The organism is Falsiruegeria litorea R37 (assembly GCF_900172225.1).
GTDB classification, from domain to species: domain Bacteria; phylum Pseudomonadota; class Alphaproteobacteria; order Rhodobacterales; family Rhodobacteraceae; genus Falsiruegeria; species Falsiruegeria litorea.
Genome location: NZ_FWFO01000001.1, coordinates 321,060 through 336,910, shown reverse-complemented (window position 1 = coordinate 336,910; position 15,851 = coordinate 321,060). Strand labels below are relative to the sequence as shown.

Below are 15,851 nucleotides of genomic sequence, written 5' to 3'. Positions count from 1 at the left end.
CGGTTATTCGGCAGATGCGGATACCGCGTCTTTCATTGCATCCTCGCCCTTTTTCCAAAGATTGCCCTGCCACAATTCTTCTAGGCCGGTCTCGCCGCTGGCCCCTTTGGTGGTGAGATAGTCGTAGTAAGAGGTCGGCTTCTCACCAGTCAGGTTATAAAAATCCGGACTGCAGCGTGTGTAGAACCCATTGGTCAGATATTCGAAGAACTCGGCGCGGGTGCTGCCAAAATCGGCCTCGAAACTCTCCATCGACTGCGGGCGGTATTCGATCGCTTTATCCATAGCACGCCCCAGATCGGTTGCGATCTCGGCCATCGACTGCGGCGCCGGTCCGGTGATGTCATAGAACTTGTTGCCGTGACGTTCAGGGCCCTCGCTCAGGACCACTTCGGCAGCCGTTGCAATGTCCCGTGTCGCCACAAACGAGTTGCGGATGTCACCCAACGGGTTGCTGAACCAGCCCTCATCCCGGATCTGATCACAGTCAGTCTTGAGCAGGTGGTTCATGAAAAAGTTGTTGCGCAGCGCAGTGACCGTCAGCCCCGCGTCAATCAGCGCCTTCTCTCCCCACCAATAGTGCTGCAGCATCAGCGGAATGCCCGCCCCCGGACGCGACGCATGTGTATCGGCGTCATAAGAGGCCGTATTGGTGTCCGCGCCCATGCAGCTGACACGCACAACGTGCCTGATTGCATCCTTACGTCGACCCAGCTCCTTGCAGAATGCAAGGTGCCCTTCGAGCATGGGATCAAGCGAAGCTGAGTAAATCGCCGAAACACCATCCAATGCCGCTGCCCAGGTGCTGTTGTCCGACAGGTCGAACTTGACGACTTCATCGGCTCCCAAGGCCATCAACTGCTCGGCCTTGGCCTCGCTGAAATAACAGGCACGCACGGTGAACTGATCATTTATGGCCAGTCGCGCGACCAATTCGCGACCGATGCGCCCGGTGGCCGAGGTCACAAGGACAGTTTGCTTGGACATGGAGAAACCCTTTCATTGCCCGAACACCGAAAACAGCATCCAGGGTATTGCGTAATTGATGGCGAAACTACTGAGCTTTGACTGCAAGAATTGACCACAAGCGACAAATGATGCCGACGAAACAGCAGATCGCAAAGAAGAACCCCGCCGAGCATCTCGACGGGGTTCCAAAGTTTTTCGATTTCGACCGGATTACCAGTCTTCGCGAACCACGATACGGGTCTTGATCGGCAGTTTCATCGCGGCCAGGCGCAGGGCCTCGCGGGCGATATCGTCGTTGACGCCGTCGATTTCGAACATCACGCGGCCAGGCTTGACCTTGGCTGCCCAATAATCAACGGAACCCTTACCTTTACCCATACGAACTTCGGTCGGCTTCGAGGTGACCGGGGTGTCGGGGAAGATACGGATCCAAACGCGACCTTGACGTTTCATGTGACGCGTCATGGCACGACGTGCAGCTTCGATCTGGCGCGCGGTGACGCGCTCAGGCTGCAGAGCCTTCAGGCCATAGGTGCCGAAGTTCAGATCAGAACCGCCTTTTGCGAGGCCTTTGATCCGGCCTTTGTGCATTTTGCGGAATTTAGTACGCTTTGGTTGAAGCATTTCTCAAGCCTCCCTTAGCGACGACCGCCAGCACCGCGAGGTGCAGGGCCATCCTGGAGTTCCTGTGCTTTACGATCACGCGCTTGCGGGTCATGCTCCATGATCTCGCCTTTGAAGATCCAGGTTTTGATCCCGATGATCCCGTAGGGAGTGGTAGCTTCCACATGTGCGTAATCGATGTCGGCACGCAGAGTGTGCAGAGGCACACGACCTTCGCGGTACCATTCGGTCCGTGCGATTTCGGCGCCGCCCAGACGACCAGCCACGTTCACCCGGATACCCAGGGCGCCCATGCGCATGGCGTTCTGAACCGCACGCTTCATGGCGCGGCGGAAGGATACACGACGTTCCAGCTGCTGAGCGATCGACTCGCCAACCAACTGTGCGTCCAGCTCGGGCTTACGAACCTCAACGATGTTGAGGTGCAGCTCGCTGTCGGTCATCGTGGCAATCTTTTTGCGCAGAGTTTCGATGTCTGCACCTTTCTTGCCGATGATGACGCCGGGGCGCGCGGTGTGGATCGTGACGCGGCACTTTTTGTGCGGACGTTCGATGATCACACGAGCAATACCGGCTTGCTTGCACTCATCCTTGATGAACTCGCGGATTTTCAGGTCCTCGAGCAGCAGGTCACCATAGTCTTTGGTGTCTGCGTACCAGCGGCTGTCCCAGGTACGGTTGACCTGGAGGCGCATGCCGATCGGATTTACTTTGTTACCCATTAGGCTTGCTCCTCAACTTGACGCACCTTGATGGTGAGTTCCGAGAACGGCTTGATGATCTTGCCGAACCGGCCACGTGCCCGCGGGCGACCGCGCTTCATGGTCAGGTTTTTACCCACATAGGCCTCGGCGACGATCAGTTCATCGACGTCCAGGTTGTGGTTGTTCTCGGCGTTGGCGATTGCGGACTGAAGGCATTTCTTCACGTCTGCTGCGATACGCTTGTTCGAGAAGGTCAGATCGGTCAGAGCGCGATCAACCTTCTTGCCGCGGATCATCGCTGCAACCAGGTTCAGTTTCTGCGGGCTGGTGCGAAGCATGCGGGTTTTCGCCATTGCTTCGTTGTCTGCCACGCGGCGGGGGTTCTTTGCCTTGCCCATGACTTACTTCCGCTTCGCTTTTTTGTCAGCGGCGTGGCCATAATAGGTGCGAGTTGGCGAGTATTCACCGAACTTCTGACCAATCATGTCTTCCGAGACGTTGACGGGAATGTGCTTCTGACCGTTGTACACACCAAATGTCAGGCCCACGAACTGGGGCAGGATGGTGGAACGACGCGACCAGATCTTGATCACTTCGTTACGGCCCGATTCACGAGCAGCTTCTGCCTTTTTGAGAACGTAAGCGTCAACAAAAGGGCCTTTCCAAACAGAGCGAGACATGAATTAACGCCCCTTCTTCTTGGCGTGCCGCGAGCGGATGATCAGCTTGCTGGACGCTTTGTTCTTGTTGCGGGTGCGTGCACCCTTGGTCGGCTTACCCCAAGGCGTCACCGGGTGACGACCACCCGAGGTCCGGCCTTCACCACCACCGTGGGGGTGGTCGATCGGGTTCATAACCACACCACGAACCGACGGGCGGATGCCTTTGTGGCGCATACGACCGGCTTTACCGTAGTTCTGGTTGGAGTTGTCGGGGTTCGACACGGCACCAACGGTGGCCATGCATTCCTGACGCACCAGGCGCAGTTCGCCCGAGCTCAGGCGGATCTGAGCGTAACCGCCGTCACGACCAACGAACTGAGCATAGGTACCAGCAGCGCGGGCAATCTGACCGCCTTTGCCGGGCTTCATTTCGATGTTGTGAACGATGGTACCGATCGGCATGCCCGAGAACGGCATTGCGTTGCCCGGCTTGATGTCGGCCTTTGCCGAGGCAACAACGGTGTCACCAACAGCCAGACGCTGCGGAGCAAGGATGTATGCCTGCTCGCCGTCTTCGTATTTGACCAGTGCGATGAATGCAGTCCGGTTCGGGTCGTATTCGATCCGTTCAACGGTTGCTGCCACATCAAATTTGTTGCGTTTGAAGTCAACGATCCGGTAGAGGCGCTTTGCCCCACCACCGCGGCGTCGCGATGTAATCCGTCCGGTGTTGTTCCGGCCGCCCGATTTCGTCAGACCCTCGGTGAGGGCTTTGACGGGGCGTCCTTTCCAGAGCTCCGAACGGTCGATCAGCACCAGCCCGCGCTGGCCCGGCGTCGTCGGCTTATACGACTTGAGTGCCATGCTTTCTGTCTTCCGTTTAGCGTGCGTGTCCTTAGGTTCTTGTCTTTGGACCCGCTATGTTAAAGGCCCCCTTTCGCGCGGATAAACCCGCTACTGAGGTGCCCAGGATGTAGGGCCCCGAAGGTCCCCGATTCAAATATCAGAAGCCCCGGAACGAATCCGAGGCTGCACGATTGGTGCGGCGTATCAGAGAACATAGTAGGTGTCTATAGACAGAACAGAGATTCCGGATACCCGCATCCAAGACGGGCAAGAATCCAGATCAGCCAGCAAGTCGCGCACTCACTTCTTGTCGCGCGCGGCCTTCTCTTCTTTGGTCAGCTTGTTGTTCCAAACATTCTTGCTCAGCCCCAATTCGGGTTTCGCAGGCTTGGTCTTGCCAACACTCACCTTACCGCCCTTGTCCAGGTACTCCTGAATAAGAGCGTCATCTGTCGTTTCTTTGGGGACATGTTTCATACAAGGGAGCCTAGCCACCCAAAGCCTCTGACACAACGACAGTTCAGTGAAATTATCCCGGATAACTTGCAGAGGTGCGAACTCAAAGCGTCATGCCGTGCCGGCGTCGTCTCGCGGGGTGGCGCTCAAATGGGTGAGCGGGCCACTTTGTGGCGCAAAGAGCATCCGACCTGACTGTTATGCGAGACCTCACCAAAGCGCCTCCCCATGGGGCGGGACGGCGCTGGCACGGCGGCCTGTGGCCTTGATTCCGCGCCCATTAGGCAACAAGTTGTCAGCATAGCCCGCCCTAACGCTAAGTGTAAGAATGAGAAAAGAAAACGAACGGCGACAACTGACTCGAATGCTCAGCGCTATGGGTGATTTTAGGCTCGCGCTCAGCGCTGCGGACTTCCTTTGCGAAGCTGACGCGAACGAAAGGTATGATATAGAAACCCTTCGCCGTTTCAGATGCTATGAGCAAACTGCCATTATCTCCTACGCGCGACCATTTACACAATCCAAAGGCGGCTTTCCAAGCTTAAGTCTGAAGATGTGTGATGTGACACTTTCTACCAATGAAAAAGAACTTCACGAACGCGTTCTTAAGTTAAGAAACAAGATGGTCGCGCACAGTGACCCAGAGATGATGAATTTTGCCTCCAGTACATTTGACATGTCTGAAGTTGTTGGAAAAAAGCATTTTGCCTTGTTTTCCAAGCACGACGAAGGCCTTCAGTTTCATCAATCAACGGACCAGTTTCGATTCATAGACTTGATTACAAAAGTGCAAGCGGGACTCTACCAAAGACTTCACCAAAGTGCCCAAGATCTCCCTAACGCTCTAGAAATGAAAGTCCATTTTCAACCCGACTAACAAAAAACCCCCCGCCTTTCAGCGAGGGGCTTTCAAATTTTCAGAGAGGCTAATCTCAGAGTCCGGTGGACACGTCGATTGTGTTGCCTTCTTCCAGCATCACATAGGCCTTCTTCACGTCTTTACGCTTGCCCAGCTGGCCGCGGAAACGCTTGACTTTACCTTTGGTGATGGTGGTGTTGACCGCTTTGACCTTCACACCAAACAGGGCCTCAACGGCCTCTTTGATCTGAGGTTTGTTGGCGTCGATCGACACTTCGAACACAACCGCGCCGTTCTCGGACGCCATGGTTGCCTTCTCGGTGATGACCGGCTTGCGGATCACGTCGTAGTGTTCTGCCTTCGCGCTCATTTCAGTCGAGCCTCCAGTGCTTCGACACCCGCTTTGGTGATCACCAGCGTGTCACGCTTGAGGATGTCATAGACGTTTGCGCCCATCGTCGGCAGGATATCCAGGCCTTCGATGTTCTTCGACGCTTTCAGGAACCCTTCGTTGACCGCAGCACCGTCGATGACCAGAGCGCGTTTCCAGCCCAGGTTTGCAACCTGTTTGGCCAGAGCGGCGGTCTTGCCCTCGGATGCTGCATCTTCGATCACGACCAGTTCGCCGGCTTTCGCCTTGGCGGACAGAGCGTGACGCAGACCCAGCTTGCGGAACTTCTTGGGAAGGTCGTGGCCGTGCGAACGCGGGGTCGGACCCTTGTAGATACCACCCTTGCGGAAGATCGGCGCGTTGCGGTCGCCGTGGCGTGCGCCACCGGTGCCCTTCTGGCGATAGATCTTCTTGGTCGAGTAGGAGGTTTCCGAACGGGTCTTTACCTTGTGGGTACCGGCCTGCGCGTTGTTGCGCTGCCAGCGGACCACACGGTGCAGGATGTCCGCGCGGGGCTCGAGGCCGAACAGGTCTTCCGACAGTTCGATGTCGCCTGCTTTGCCGCCATCCAGTTTGATCACGTCAAGTTTCATGCTTCACCACCTTCCGCGGGTGCTTCTTCAGCAGGTGCTTCAGTTGCGGCCGCTTTAACAGCTGCCGGGAACGGCAGACCTTCGGGGGCTTTCTTCTTCACGGCGTCCTTGACGGTGACCCAGCCACCTTTGGAACCGGGAACGGCACCCTTGATGAAGACCAGACCACGGTCGGCGTCGGTTTTGACAACCTCCAGGTTCTGGGTGGTGACACGGGCAGCACCCATGTGACCGGCCATCTTCTTGCCTTTGAAGACTTTGCCCGGATCCTGACACTGACCGGTCGAACCGTGCGAACGGTGGCTGATCGACACACCGTGCGAGGCGCGCAGACCACCAAAGTTCCAACGCTTCATCGCACCGGCGAAACCTTTACCGATCGAGGTGCCCGAAACGTCAACCTTCTGACCTTCCAGGAAGTGCTCGGCCGAGATTTCAGCGCCAACTTCGATCAGCGCGTCCTCGGACACGCGGAATTCGACCAGCTTGCGCTTGGGCTCAACCTTCGCACCTGCGAAGTGGCCGCGCATAGCTTTGGAAACGCGCTTAACTTTTGGGGTGCCCGCGCCCAGCTGAACGGCAGTGTAGCCGTCTTTGTCAGCCGTACGCTGAGCCACAACCTGCAGGGCGTCCAACTGAAGAACGGTCACAGGGATCTGCTTGCCGTCTTCTTTGAACACGCGGGTCATGCCCACTTTCTTTGCGATAATACCAGAGCGCATAATCAATACCCTCCGATCTTACGACTGCAGTTTGATCTCGACGTCCACACCAGCGGCGAGGTCGAGCTTCATCAGCGCGTCAACGGTCTGGGGGGTCGGATCAACGATGTCGAGCAGACGCTTGTGCGTCCGGATCTCGAACTGGTCACGGGATTTCTTGTCAACGTGGGGGCCACGCAGAACAGTGAATTTCTCGATCTTGTTCGGCAGGGGGATCGGGCCACGAACGTTGGCTCCGGTCCGCTTGGCAGTGTTGACGATCTCTTGTGTGGACGCATCCAACACGCGATAGTCAAATGCCTTCAGCCGAATACGGATGTTTTGGCTTTGCATAAGCATGTGCCTTTTCTTAGGCGTTGAGGTTGAGAGGAAGGGACAGCGCTCACCGCAACCCCTCATCGAACCCAAAAGGCGGGAATCACCCCGCCTTGATGTTCTTCATGAGAACTCGCGCGATCTACAGGGGTATGAGGGGTTTGGCAAGGCCAATCGTGCAAAGGTTTACCAGCCACAGTATGTAATGTGTTACAAGCTTCCTAGAAAGACGCTCTCAAAGCTATACACCTACATTTAACTCTTTGGCTTGCCGTGGGCCACCTCGGCTTTCTTCGTTGTCCATGAGGACACTGCTCAGCCGTTCGTTCCAGTTCAGCACCAATTCTTCGGTTACCAGAGGCGTACTGTCCCCCTTTGAACGGCGGTCAAGCTCCCTCAAAAGCGTGAACTTCATTTCACTATCCAAATCAGTCAATGCAATGTACACTTTCCTCCGGCGAAGATGGTCCTCTCTTAACGTAAGAACGGCAGAAATGGTTGTCACAAAGGAAATTGTTGCCCCCGCAATGATTGCAAGCACCTGCCATTCCAAGTGAATAAAGATAATCGAAAGGGCCCCAAAAAGCGCCACGGCAATTTGGAAGTAAACAAACTGCCTCTCGGATTTACGGCTATTCTCAAGGAAGAAGCCTCTTTGACCAGATACACCTTGCCCCACGTGTGCAAGTATCGTCGCGTGCTCCGAAAAATTTTCTAGCAAAAAACTTGAATCATAAAAGTAGTTGTCGCGGCCAACACCATCAATGATCTGTTCACGCATACTATCCCTCTAATACTGTCTCCAAAAATACGGAATTAGGGTAGTCAATTTTCAAAACCCAAACAACTATAGTGAAGCAAGAAAGGCCGCTCCGGTTGGAGCGGCCTTTCTGTTTCTTCTCACCGGTGTGGCTTTCGGGAGCTTTTCCTTGCGGCAAAAGCCCCTGTCGCCACTGGCCAGAGTTTCCTGGGGAAACTCGACCTTACTCAGTGATTTTCGACGCACTATGTTCGAGCGTCTCGGGATCACCAAATCCAAAAGAAAAGGGCGCCCCGAGGGACGCCCTTTCCGTCTGATCATTCGCTAAAGCGAATTATTCGGTGATCTTCGACACGACGCCGGCGCCGACGGTGCGGCCGCCTTCGCGGATCGCGAAGCGCAGGCCCTGCTCCATCGCGATCGGCGCGATCAGTTCAACGTCGAACTTCAGGTTGTCGCCAGGCATGACCATTTCGGTGCCTTCGGGCAGGTTCACGGTGCCGGTGACGTCAGTTGTACGGAAGTAGAACTGAGGACGGTAGTTGGCGAAGAACGGCGTGTGACGGCCACCCTCTTCCTTGGTCAGGATATAGGCTTCGGCTTCGAACTTGGTGTGCGGCTTGACCGAACCCGGCTTACACAGAACCTGGCCACGCTCAACGCCGTCACGGTCAACACCACGCAGCAGGGCGCCGATGTTGTCGCCTGCTTCACCACGGTCCAGCAGCTTGCGGAACATTTCAACGCCGGTGCAGGTGGTTTTGCTGGTGTCGCGGATGCCGACGATTTCGATTTCGTCGCCAACGTTGATCACGCCACGCTCGACACGCCCCGTAACAACGGTACCACGGCCCGAGATCGAGAACACGTCTTCGATCGGCATCAGGAACGGCTGGTCAACAGCGCGCTCAGGGGTGTCGATGTAGTCGTCAACAGCCGCCATCAGTTCCTTGATTTTCTCTTCGCCGATTTCAGGCTTGTTGCCTTCCATCGCGGCCAGAGCCGAACCTGCAACGATCGGAATGTCGTCGCCCGGGTAGTCGTACGAAGACAGCAGCTCGCGGATTTCCATTTCCACCAGTTCCAGCAGCTCTTCGTCGTCGACCTGGTCAACTTTGTTCATGAAGACGACCATCTTCGGGATGCCAACCTGGCGGCCCAGCAGGATGTGCTCGCGGGTCTGCGGCATCGGGCCGTCAGCTGCGTTCACAACCAGGATCGCGCCGTCCATCTGCGCCGCACCGGTGATCATGTTCTTCACATAGTCAGCGTGGCCGGGGCAGTCGACGTGTGCGTAGTGGCGGTTTTCGGTCTCATACTCGACGTGTGCGGTCGAGATGGTGATGCCGCGGGCTTTTTCTTCAGGTGCGCCGTCGATCTGGTCGTAGGCTTTGAAGTCGCCAAAATATTTGGTGATTGCTGCGGTCAGCGTGGTCTTGCCGTGGTCAACGTGGCCGATCGTGCCGATGTTGACGTGCGGTTTTGTACGCTCAAACTTTTCCTTTGCCATGGTGATGGCCTCCTTTTTCGGTAATGTAGGGAGCCCGTCAACCGAGCTCCCTCAAATTTTCGCTTATGCGTATTTGGCCTGGATCTCTTCCGAGATGTTGCCAGGGACCGGATCGTAGTGATCGAACTGCATGGTGAACTGGGCACGGCCCGACGACATCGAACGCAGGGTGTTGATGTAGCCGAACATGTTCGCCAGCGGAACAAACGCATCAATTGCGATGGCGTTGCCGCGCGGCTCTTGGCCCGACACCTGACCGCGACGCGAGGTCAGGTCACCAATGATACCGCCGGTGTACTCTTCCGGGGTGATCACTTCGACCTTCATCACCGGTTCCAGCAGCTTGGCGCCCGCTTTCTTCATGCCTTCGCGCATGCCCATACGAGCAGCGATTTCAAAGGCCAGAACGCTGGAGTCAACGTCGTGGAACTTACCGTCGATCAGGGCAACCTTGAAGTCGATCACAGGAAAGCCGGCCAGCGGGCCGCTATCCATGACGGACTGGATGCCTTTTTCAACACCGGGGATGTATTCCTTGGGAACAGCGCCACCAACGATGCGGCTCTCGAACGAATAACCTTCGCCAGCTTCTGTCGGCGAGATGATCATCTTGACCTCGGCGAACTGCCCCGAACCACCCGACTGTTTCTTGTGGGTGTAGGTGTGCTCGACCTCTTTCGAGATGGTCTCACGATAGGCAACCTGCGGCGCACCGATGTTCGCCTCGACCTTGAATTCACGCTTCAGACGGTCAACCAGGATGTCCAGGTGAAGTTCGCCCATGCCTTTCATGATGGTCTGGCCCGATTCCAGGTCAGTTTCCACACGGAAGGAGGGGTCTTCTGCAGCCAGACGACCCAGACCCTGAGACATTTTCTCTTGGTCTGCTTTGGTTTTCGGCTCAACCGCGATCTCGATCACCGGATCGGGGAAGGTCATGGTTTCCAGAACCACCGGATCGTTCTGTGCACACAGGGTGTCACCGGTTGTGGTGTCTTTCAGACCTGCCAGCGCGATGATGTCGCCCGCGAACGCTTCGGTGATTTCCTCACGATCGTTCGAGTGCATCATCATCATACGGCCAACGCGCTCTTTCTTACCCTTGGTCGAGTTCAAAAGAGTGTCGCCCTTGTTCAGGGTGCCCGAGTAGATGCGGGTAAAGGTCAGCGAACCAACGAAGGGGTCGTTCATGATTTTGAACGCCAAGCCCGAGAACGCCATGTCGTCGTCCGCGCGGCGGGCGATGTCACGGGTTTCAGTTTCGTCGCCGGGTTTGAAGCCCATGTAATCAACAACGTCCAGCGGGCTGGGCAGATAGTCGATCACAGCGTTGAGCAGCGGCTGAACGCCTTTGTTCTTGAACGCCGAACCACCCAGAACCGGAACAAACGCCATTTCCAAGGTGCCCTTGCGAAGCAGTTTGCGCAGGGTCGGAACGTCGGGCTCGTTGCCTTCCAGGTATTCCATCATCGCGTCGTCGTCCATTTCGACGGCCGCTTCGATCATCTTACCGCGCCATTCGTCGGCCATGTCCTGCAGGCTTTCGCGGATCGGTGCTTTGATCCACGACGCGCCAAGGTCTTCGCCCTGCCACAGCCATTCTTCCATGGTGACCAGGTCAACCAGGCCTTCCAACTCGGTTTCTGCGCCGATCGGAACACCAACCGGAACAGCGCGTGCGCCGGTGCGGTCTTCGATCATCTCAACGCAGTTGAAGAAGTCGGCGCCGATCTTGTCCATCTTGTTGACGAACACCATACGCGGAACCTTGTAGCGGTCAGCTTGACGCCACACAGTTTCGGTCTGGGGCTCAACACCAGCGTTGGCGTCCAGAACACAGACTGCACCGTCGAGAACCGCCAGCGAACGCTCGACTTCGATGGTGAAGTCTACGTGGCCGGGGGTGTCGATGATGTTCAGGCGGTGCTTTTCGGAATCAGCAGTCTGGCCGTCTTCGGTGCGTTCCCAGAAGGTGGTGGTCGCAGCCGAGGTGATGGTGATGCCGCGTTCCTGCTCCTGCTCCATCCAGTCCATGGTGGCTGCACCGTCGTGCACCTCACCGATGTTGTGGGATTTGCCGGTGTAATACAGGATCCGCTCGGAACAGGTGGTTTTACCTGCATCGATGTGCGCCATGATACCGAAGTTACGGTAATGGTTGAGTGTATACTCGCGTGCCATTGGTCTAATGTCCTCTGGGAATTACCAACGATAGTGGCTGAACGCTTTGTTCGCTTCGGCCATCTTGTGAGTGTCTTCGCGCTTCTTAACGGCGGTACCGCGGGACTGTACGGCGTCCAGCAGTTCACCGGCCAGGCGCTCTTCCATGGTGTTTTCGTTGCGACCGCGCGATGCGGTGATCAACCAACGAATGGCCAGGGCTTCGCGGCGCTCGGGGCGGACTTCGACGGGAACCTGATAGGTTGCACCACCAACACGACGCGAGCGAACCTCGACCGACGGTTTGATGTTGTCGAGAGCTTCGTGGAAGACTTCGACGGGTGCGCGCTTGATCTTGTTCTCAACGCGGTCCAGCGCGTTGTAGACGATCTTTTCTGCGACCGACTTTTTACCGTCGATCATCAGGTTGTTCATGAACTTGGTCAGAACCTTGTCGCCAAATTTGGCGTCAGGCAGGACTTCGCGTTTTTCGGCGGCGTGACGACGTGACATATCAGCCTCTCCTTCTTACTTAGGACGCTTCGCGCCGTACTTCGAACGACGTTGCTTACGGTCTTTGACGCCCTGGGTATCCAGAACACCGCGAAGGATGTGGTAACGCACACCGGGAAGGTCTTTTACACGACCACCACGGATCAGAACCACCGAGTGCTCCTGAAGGTTGTGGCTTTCACCCGGGATGTACGAGATGACCTCGAAACCGTTGGTCAGGCGCACTTTGGCGACCTTACGCATAGCCGAGTTCGGCTTTTTCGGTGTAGTGGTGTACACGCGGGTGCAGACGCCGCGTTTCTGCGGGCACTGCTCCAGGTGCATGGACTTCGAGCGTTTTACTTTAGGCTGACGCGGCTTGCGGATCAGCTGTTGAATAGTTGGCATTCCGGTTTCTTCCCCGTTTTGCAACACACATGACATGCACGCGCGCTGCGTGCGGCTAACTTTGCTGCACTTACGCGTCCGCAAGCGCAAAATCCGCGAACGTTCCCATTCCGAGGTGAACGTCGCGGTTGGTTCTCAGAGGGCGCGAACGAAAAAAGAGTTCGGGCCTTGACCACTCCATCTCTGAAGTCGGCGGCGGGGCGACCCCCTATGCCGAGATAGCGCGCGTATATGGGGAGTCGGCCCCGGTGTCAACAGCCAGCCCAGTGCTTGCCATGGGACCGGTGCGCTGCGACAGTGTCCGGGGCATTCACGGCAGGGCAGGAGCCACAAATTGCAGGTCATTGGTATTTGCCGCTTTTCCTATCCGGGTCAAGGCGGCTTTCAGGTCGAACATGAAACCCTAGAAGACAGAATCGCCTATCTGTATTCACCTGAACGGATGGACGAGCGGTTCAAAACCTTTGAAGCTTTTACCTTGCCACCGCTTCGGGCCCAGACTGACGATGATTTTACCTTTCTGGTGGTCATTGGCGAAAGCATGCCCGACGTCTACCGACAAAGACTTGAGGCATTGCTCGAAGAAATACCGCAGGCGGTTGTACAAGCTCATCCCCCTGGTCGGCATCGCAAAGTCATGCAAAACGCCATCAATTCGGTTCGCCGCTTCGACAACGAGCCGTCGTTGCAGTTTCGAATGGATGACGACGATGCCGTAGCTCGCCGCTATGTCGAATGCTTGCGTGATGCAGCACAGGACATTCGCAAACTTTCCAGAAAACATCGCGAGATAGCAATTGATTTCAATCAGGGATTCATTGCGACGGCTGGCTCTGCTGGAATTTCTGCCAAGGCCACCAACGGCCCCTACACCACAGCAGCACTTGCCTTGATGTTCAAGCCAAGCAACCGGCTGAGCGTGATGAATTTTTCGCACGTCAAAGTGGCTCAAAAGATGCCAACCGTCACCTTTACCGGAGAGGACATGCTGGTGCGGGGGCACAATGAATATAACGACTCCCGCCAGAAACCCGGGGTCAAGAAGATACAGCTCGACCCGCTGGATGATCTGGGCGAGGAACATTTTCGCGAAGTGTTCAATATCGACGCTGATCTGGTCCGAGACCTTTATTCACCGGCGTAACAACGCGCGTTCACGGAACAAGGTAAACAGACCAGTTGCAACAACGATGCTTGCGCCCAGCAAGGTCACAGGGTCTGGCCAATCCCCGAACAGAACAAAGCCAAGCAAGAGCGCCCAGATCAGGCTGGTATAGCGAAACGGGGCAACAAAGGACACATCCCCAACCCGCATGACCATGACGCTGCACATGTAGCCCAACAACACAAAGACAGCGGCTGTTGCGACCAGGGCCATAAGTGACGGCGATACCGAAACCCAAGTTTCCGTGGTCGACACCAAGGCCGCAACACCCGTGACCGACACGGCGGTTGCCAGGGTTACAGTCATGGAGGGAACATTGGCCGACATCTTGCGCGTCACAAGATCACGAAGCGTCACCAGCAACATCGCAGCCAGTGCGTAGAGAGAATAGATATTGAAGCCATCCGGCCCGGGACGCACGATCAACAGCATCCCGCCGAACCCGATCCCGATGGCCAGAAAACGCCGCCACCCTACACGCTCGCCAAAAAACACCGCCGCTCCCAGCGTCACCGTAAGAGGTAGCGCCTGCAACACGGCGGTGACGTTCGCCAGTGGGATGTTCATCAGGGCATTCAAAAAGAAATAGGTTGTCGCCACTTCGGCCGCGCAACGGATCACAACCAACAAACGATCGCCCTTTGGAATTCTGAGGTCGATCTTTCCAAGGTACCGGGCCAGGAAATATAGCAAAACGCACGTCAAAACGCCCCGCATGGTGATCAGTTGAAAGAGCGGCACCGAACCACCAAGCTGTTTCATGAGGGCGTCGTTGAACGTAAAGGCCGCCATGCTGCCCATCATGATCAGCGCACCACGAATGTTGGGCGACATGGTCAGAGCTTTCTCAGATCATCCAGAGACACCTGGAAATGTGTCAACAGGTCGTTGGCGATGTCTTCGGCATTCATCTTGTGGGTCAATCCCATCTGCGCCGGGCTGGATTTGTTGTCCCCATGGATCGTGCGGATGAAGGATGGCACCGAAATGTCAGTGTATGTGTTGAAGTATTGCGGAAAATGCCGGTGATTGAACCGGTACGGATTGGCCCCATGATGAACCGGCGCCACCAAGGTGGTTCCGGTCGACAGGGGCGCGCGTTCACATGCGTCAAAGATCTCGGGCTCTCCGTCTGTCGTGCGCACATAAAACCCCCTGTTGTAGGCAATCACAAACGGATCCCGAGTGGTTTGGAGTTTCAACATCCCATGCGCCAATCGCTTGGTCCGTTTGACGAAGTTGATATCTACGGCATCGTCATCATCCAGCCGAAACAGGATGCGGTGCGTAAAATCCTCTTTCGGAACAGAATTATAGCCCGTTTGCAAAAGCTTATAGTGGTTTTCGGTTCCCACCGGCTGACAATGGATATTGGGTAACGGCTCCAGCAGATCCAGAAGCCGCTCAAGATACTGATCCGGCATAGCTTCCGCCGTTAGAACGATCATCGTGAAATCAGGGTCCGTTTGGCGAACCAGCGACGGCAGACATAGGCTTTCAAAAAGATGAAACCGAAGCTCCATCCGCTCGCGTGAAAAGATGTGAGCTGCAGTTTCTTCCAACGTCTTGAAGCGTTCCGAGTAATACGTCGGTGTCAGCACCGAAAATCGCAGCAATCCTATTGTATTGAGTTTCCGCATACCCCGGTCCTACAGCGCATTTCACCCACCTGACACCGGACGCACCCAAAAGGGAAGCCTTGAAAATGCAAAAACGGGCAGATCCCTGGACCTGCCCGTTTCCCTGCAATTGCTGGCGTGGGCGTTCAGCCTTCGATGGCTTTGATCATGTCAACGCGCGTCGCGTGGCGGCCACCTTCGAATTCAGCGTCCAGGAACGCGTCCACAATCTCGACGGCCAGCGATTCACCTACAACGCGGGCACCAATCGACAGCATGTTGGCGTTATTATGTTCGCGGGTCATCCGCGCTGAAAACGGATCAGCGCAGACACCACAACGAATGCCTTGCACCTTGTTGGCCGCCATCATGATCCCCTGCCCCGTTCCGCACAGGATGATCCCCAGATCAGCTTCGCCGGACGCCACCTGACGCGCGGCGGCTTCGCCGTGTTTTGGGTAATGGGTGCTCTCGGTTGTGGTCGGGCCGATGTCGGCGACCACGTATCCTTTGGCCTCGATGTGTTTGGCAAGGGCCTGGCGCAGGTCGATGGCTGCGTGGTCGCTGGATAGAACGATGCGTGTCATGGGGTGTCG

Annotated in this window: 21 protein-coding genes; 2 read left to right on the top strand and 19 right to left on the bottom strand. The window is 56.2% G+C overall.

The window, feature by feature from the left end:
* Positions 1-3: 3 nt before the first annotated feature.
* From TRL7639_RS01660 to TRL7639_RS22965, 7 genes are all read right to left on the bottom strand, one after another.
* The gene (locus TRL7639_RS01660; RefSeq protein WP_085794072.1) at positions 4-987 is read right to left on the bottom strand and encodes an SDR family oxidoreductase; all 984 of its coding nucleotides are present in this window, start codon (positions 985-987) and stop codon (positions 4-6) included.
* Positions 988-1,179: 192 nt separating this feature from the next.
* Positions 1,180-1,593, bottom strand: a complete 414-nt coding sequence (rplP, locus tag TRL7639_RS01655; protein WP_085794071.1) for a 50S ribosomal protein L16 — start codon at positions 1,591-1,593, stop codon at positions 1,180-1,182.
* A 14-nt stretch (positions 1,594-1,607) separates the two neighbouring features.
* Complete coding sequence (gene rpsC / locus TRL7639_RS01650) at positions 1,608-2,315, bottom strand: 30S ribosomal protein S3 (RefSeq protein ID WP_085794070.1); 708 nt, start codon at positions 2,313-2,315, stop codon at positions 1,608-1,610.
* Positions 2,315-2,695 carry a 50S ribosomal protein L22 gene (gene rplV, locus TRL7639_RS01645; protein ID WP_085794069.1) on the bottom strand — a complete coding sequence of 127 codons (381 nt, stop codon included), beginning with the start codon at positions 2,693-2,695 and terminating at the stop codon, positions 2,315-2,317. The genes rpsC and rplV overlap by 1 nt, the downstream gene beginning before the upstream one ends.
* Positions 2,696-2,698: 3 nt before the next feature.
* Positions 2,699-2,977 (bottom strand): 30S ribosomal protein S19, encoded by a 279-nt coding sequence (rpsS, locus tag TRL7639_RS01640; RefSeq protein ID WP_005980699.1) that lies wholly within the window; start codon positions 2,975-2,977, stop codon positions 2,699-2,701.
* Positions 2,978-2,980: 3 nt separating this feature from the next.
* The gene (gene rplB, locus TRL7639_RS01635; RefSeq protein ID WP_085794068.1) at positions 2,981-3,823 is read right to left on the bottom strand and encodes a 50S ribosomal protein L2; all 843 of its coding nucleotides are present in this window, start codon (positions 3,821-3,823) and stop codon (positions 2,981-2,983) included.
* 282 nt (positions 3,824-4,105) lie between these two features.
* Entirely contained in the window at positions 4,106-4,282 is a 177-nt protein-coding gene (locus tag TRL7639_RS22965; protein ID WP_165759720.1) for a hypothetical protein, read from the bottom strand.
* Between the two features lie 307 nt (positions 4,283-4,589).
* On the opposite strand from TRL7639_RS22965, the gene TRL7639_RS01630 reads away from it, so the two are divergent.
* Positions 4,590-5,138, top strand: a complete 549-nt coding sequence (locus TRL7639_RS01630) for a hypothetical protein (protein WP_133057588.1) — start codon at positions 4,590-4,592, stop codon at positions 5,136-5,138.
* 55 nt (positions 5,139-5,193) lie between these two features.
* Here TRL7639_RS01630 and TRL7639_RS01625 read toward each other — a convergent pair whose 3' ends face one another.
* The 9 genes from TRL7639_RS01625 to rpsL all read right to left on the bottom strand — a co-directional run bounded on the left by TRL7639_RS01625 (position 5,194) and on the right by rpsL (position 12,471).
* Positions 5,194-5,490, bottom strand: coding sequence for a 50S ribosomal protein L23 (locus TRL7639_RS01625; protein WP_085794066.1), 297 nt, complete (start codon positions 5,488-5,490; stop codon positions 5,194-5,196).
* Positions 5,487-6,104 (bottom strand): 50S ribosomal protein L4, encoded by a 618-nt coding sequence (gene rplD / locus TRL7639_RS01620; RefSeq protein WP_085794065.1) that lies wholly within the window; start codon positions 6,102-6,104, stop codon positions 5,487-5,489. Before rplD ends, TRL7639_RS01625 begins: the two co-directional genes overlap by 4 nt.
* On the bottom strand, positions 6,101-6,826 hold the full coding sequence (gene rplC, locus TRL7639_RS01615) for a 50S ribosomal protein L3 (RefSeq protein WP_085794064.1): 726 nt from the start codon (positions 6,824-6,826) through the stop codon (positions 6,101-6,103). Before rplC ends, rplD begins: the two co-directional genes overlap by 4 nt.
* A gap of 18 nt (positions 6,827-6,844) precedes the next feature.
* The gene (gene rpsJ, locus TRL7639_RS01610) at positions 6,845-7,159 is read right to left on the bottom strand and encodes a 30S ribosomal protein S10 (protein WP_008756422.1); all 315 of its coding nucleotides are present in this window, start codon (positions 7,157-7,159) and stop codon (positions 6,845-6,847) included.
* Between the two features lie 223 nt (positions 7,160-7,382).
* Positions 7,383-7,922 carry a hypothetical protein gene (locus tag TRL7639_RS01605; protein ID WP_085794063.1) on the bottom strand — a complete coding sequence of 180 codons (540 nt, stop codon included), beginning with the start codon at positions 7,920-7,922 and terminating at the stop codon, positions 7,383-7,385.
* A gap of 313 nt (positions 7,923-8,235) precedes the next feature.
* Positions 8,236-9,411, bottom strand: a complete 1,176-nt coding sequence (tuf, locus tag TRL7639_RS01600; protein ID WP_085794062.1) for an elongation factor Tu — start codon at positions 9,409-9,411, stop codon at positions 8,236-8,238.
* A 63-nt stretch (positions 9,412-9,474) separates the two neighbouring features.
* Positions 9,475-11,592: an elongation factor G gene (fusA, locus tag TRL7639_RS01595; RefSeq protein ID WP_085794061.1), complete on the bottom strand. Its 2,118-nt coding sequence runs from the start codon at positions 11,590-11,592 to the stop codon at positions 9,475-9,477.
* Positions 11,593-11,613: 21 nt separating this feature from the next.
* The gene (gene rpsG / locus TRL7639_RS01590) at positions 11,614-12,084 is read right to left on the bottom strand and encodes a 30S ribosomal protein S7 (RefSeq protein WP_085794060.1); all 471 of its coding nucleotides are present in this window, start codon (positions 12,082-12,084) and stop codon (positions 11,614-11,616) included.
* 15 nt (positions 12,085-12,099) lie between these two features.
* Positions 12,100-12,471: a 30S ribosomal protein S12 gene (gene rpsL, locus TRL7639_RS01585; RefSeq protein WP_005621086.1), complete on the bottom strand. Its 372-nt coding sequence runs from the start codon at positions 12,469-12,471 to the stop codon at positions 12,100-12,102.
* A gap of 334 nt (positions 12,472-12,805) precedes the next feature.
* Between rpsL and TRL7639_RS01580 the strand changes: the two genes are divergently transcribed.
* On the top strand, positions 12,806-13,615 hold the full coding sequence (locus TRL7639_RS01580; RefSeq protein WP_085794059.1) for a putative rhamnosyl transferase: 810 nt from the start codon (positions 12,806-12,808) through the stop codon (positions 13,613-13,615).
* Here TRL7639_RS01580 and TRL7639_RS01575 read toward each other — a convergent pair.
* The 3 genes from TRL7639_RS01575 to rpiB form a co-directional block, all read right to left on the bottom strand.
* Positions 13,604-14,470, bottom strand: coding sequence for a DMT family transporter (locus TRL7639_RS01575; protein WP_085794058.1), 867 nt, complete (start codon positions 14,468-14,470; stop codon positions 13,604-13,606). The two genes, TRL7639_RS01580 and TRL7639_RS01575, sit on opposite strands and share 12 nt — an antisense overlap.
* A gap of 2 nt (positions 14,471-14,472) precedes the next feature.
* On the bottom strand, positions 14,473-15,276 hold the full coding sequence (locus TRL7639_RS01570; RefSeq protein WP_085794057.1) for a glycosyltransferase: 804 nt from the start codon (positions 15,274-15,276) through the stop codon (positions 14,473-14,475).
* Positions 15,277-15,401: 125 nt separating this feature from the next.
* Complete coding sequence (rpiB, locus tag TRL7639_RS01565; RefSeq protein WP_085794056.1) at positions 15,402-15,842, bottom strand: ribose 5-phosphate isomerase B; 441 nt, start codon at positions 15,840-15,842, stop codon at positions 15,402-15,404.
* Positions 15,843-15,851: the final 9 nt, after the last annotated feature.

What these genes read in the sequence shown, in the direction of transcription:
- TRL7639_RS01660 (WP_085794072.1), bottom strand. Translation starts at nt 987, where the DNA reads ATGTCCAAGCAAACTGTCCTTGTGACCTCGGCCACCGGGCGCATCGGT.
- rplP (WP_085794071.1), bottom strand. Translation starts at nt 1,593, where the DNA reads ATGCTTCAACCAAAGCGTACTAAATTCCGCAAAATGCACAAAGGCCGG.
- rpsC (WP_085794070.1), bottom strand. Translation starts at nt 2,315, where the DNA reads ATGGGTAACAAAGTAAATCCGATCGGCATGCGCCTCCAGGTCAACCGT.
- rplV (WP_085794069.1), bottom strand. Translation starts at nt 2,695, where the DNA reads ATGGGCAAGGCAAAGAACCCCCGCCGCGTGGCAGACAACGAAGCAATG.
- rpsS (WP_005980699.1), bottom strand. Translation starts at nt 2,977, where the DNA reads ATGTCTCGCTCTGTTTGGAAAGGCCCTTTTGTTGACGCTTACGTTCTC.
- rplB (WP_085794068.1), bottom strand. Translation starts at nt 3,823, where the DNA reads ATGGCACTCAAGTCGTATAAGCCGACGACGCCGGGCCAGCGCGGGCTG.
- TRL7639_RS22965 (WP_165759720.1), bottom strand. Translation starts at nt 4,282, where the DNA reads ATGAAACATGTCCCCAAAGAAACGACAGATGACGCTCTTATTCAGGAG.
- TRL7639_RS01630 (WP_133057588.1), top strand. Translation starts at nt 4,590, where the DNA reads ATGAGAAAAGAAAACGAACGGCGACAACTGACTCGAATGCTCAGCGCT.
- TRL7639_RS01625 (WP_085794066.1), bottom strand. Translation starts at nt 5,490, where the DNA reads ATGAGCGCGAAGGCAGAACACTACGACGTGATCCGCAAGCCGGTCATC.
- rplD (WP_085794065.1), bottom strand. Translation starts at nt 6,104, where the DNA reads ATGAAACTTGACGTGATCAAACTGGATGGCGGCAAAGCAGGCGACATC.
- rplC (WP_085794064.1), bottom strand. Translation starts at nt 6,826, where the DNA reads ATGCGCTCTGGTATTATCGCAAAGAAAGTGGGCATGACCCGCGTGTTC.
- rpsJ (WP_008756422.1), bottom strand. Translation starts at nt 7,159, where the DNA reads ATGCAAAGCCAAAACATCCGTATTCGGCTGAAGGCATTTGACTATCGC.
- TRL7639_RS01605 (WP_085794063.1), bottom strand. Translation starts at nt 7,922, where the DNA reads ATGCGTGAACAGATCATTGATGGTGTTGGCCGCGACAACTACTTTTAT.
- tuf (WP_085794062.1), bottom strand. Translation starts at nt 9,411, where the DNA reads ATGGCAAAGGAAAAGTTTGAGCGTACAAAACCGCACGTCAACATCGGC.
- fusA (WP_085794061.1), bottom strand. Translation starts at nt 11,592, where the DNA reads ATGGCACGCGAGTATACACTCAACCATTACCGTAACTTCGGTATCATG.
- rpsG (WP_085794060.1), bottom strand. Translation starts at nt 12,084, where the DNA reads ATGTCACGTCGTCACGCCGCCGAAAAACGCGAAGTCCTGCCTGACGCC.
- rpsL (WP_005621086.1), bottom strand. Translation starts at nt 12,471, where the DNA reads ATGCCAACTATTCAACAGCTGATCCGCAAGCCGCGTCAGCCTAAAGTA.
- TRL7639_RS01575 (WP_085794058.1), bottom strand. Translation starts at nt 14,470, where the DNA reads ATGTCGCCCAACATTCGTGGTGCGCTGATCATGATGGGCAGCATGGCG.
- TRL7639_RS01570 (WP_085794057.1), bottom strand. Translation starts at nt 15,276, where the DNA reads ATGCGGAAACTCAATACAATAGGATTGCTGCGATTTTCGGTGCTGACA.
- rpiB (WP_085794056.1), bottom strand. Translation starts at nt 15,842, where the DNA reads ATGACACGCATCGTTCTATCCAGCGACCACGCAGCCATCGACCTGCGC.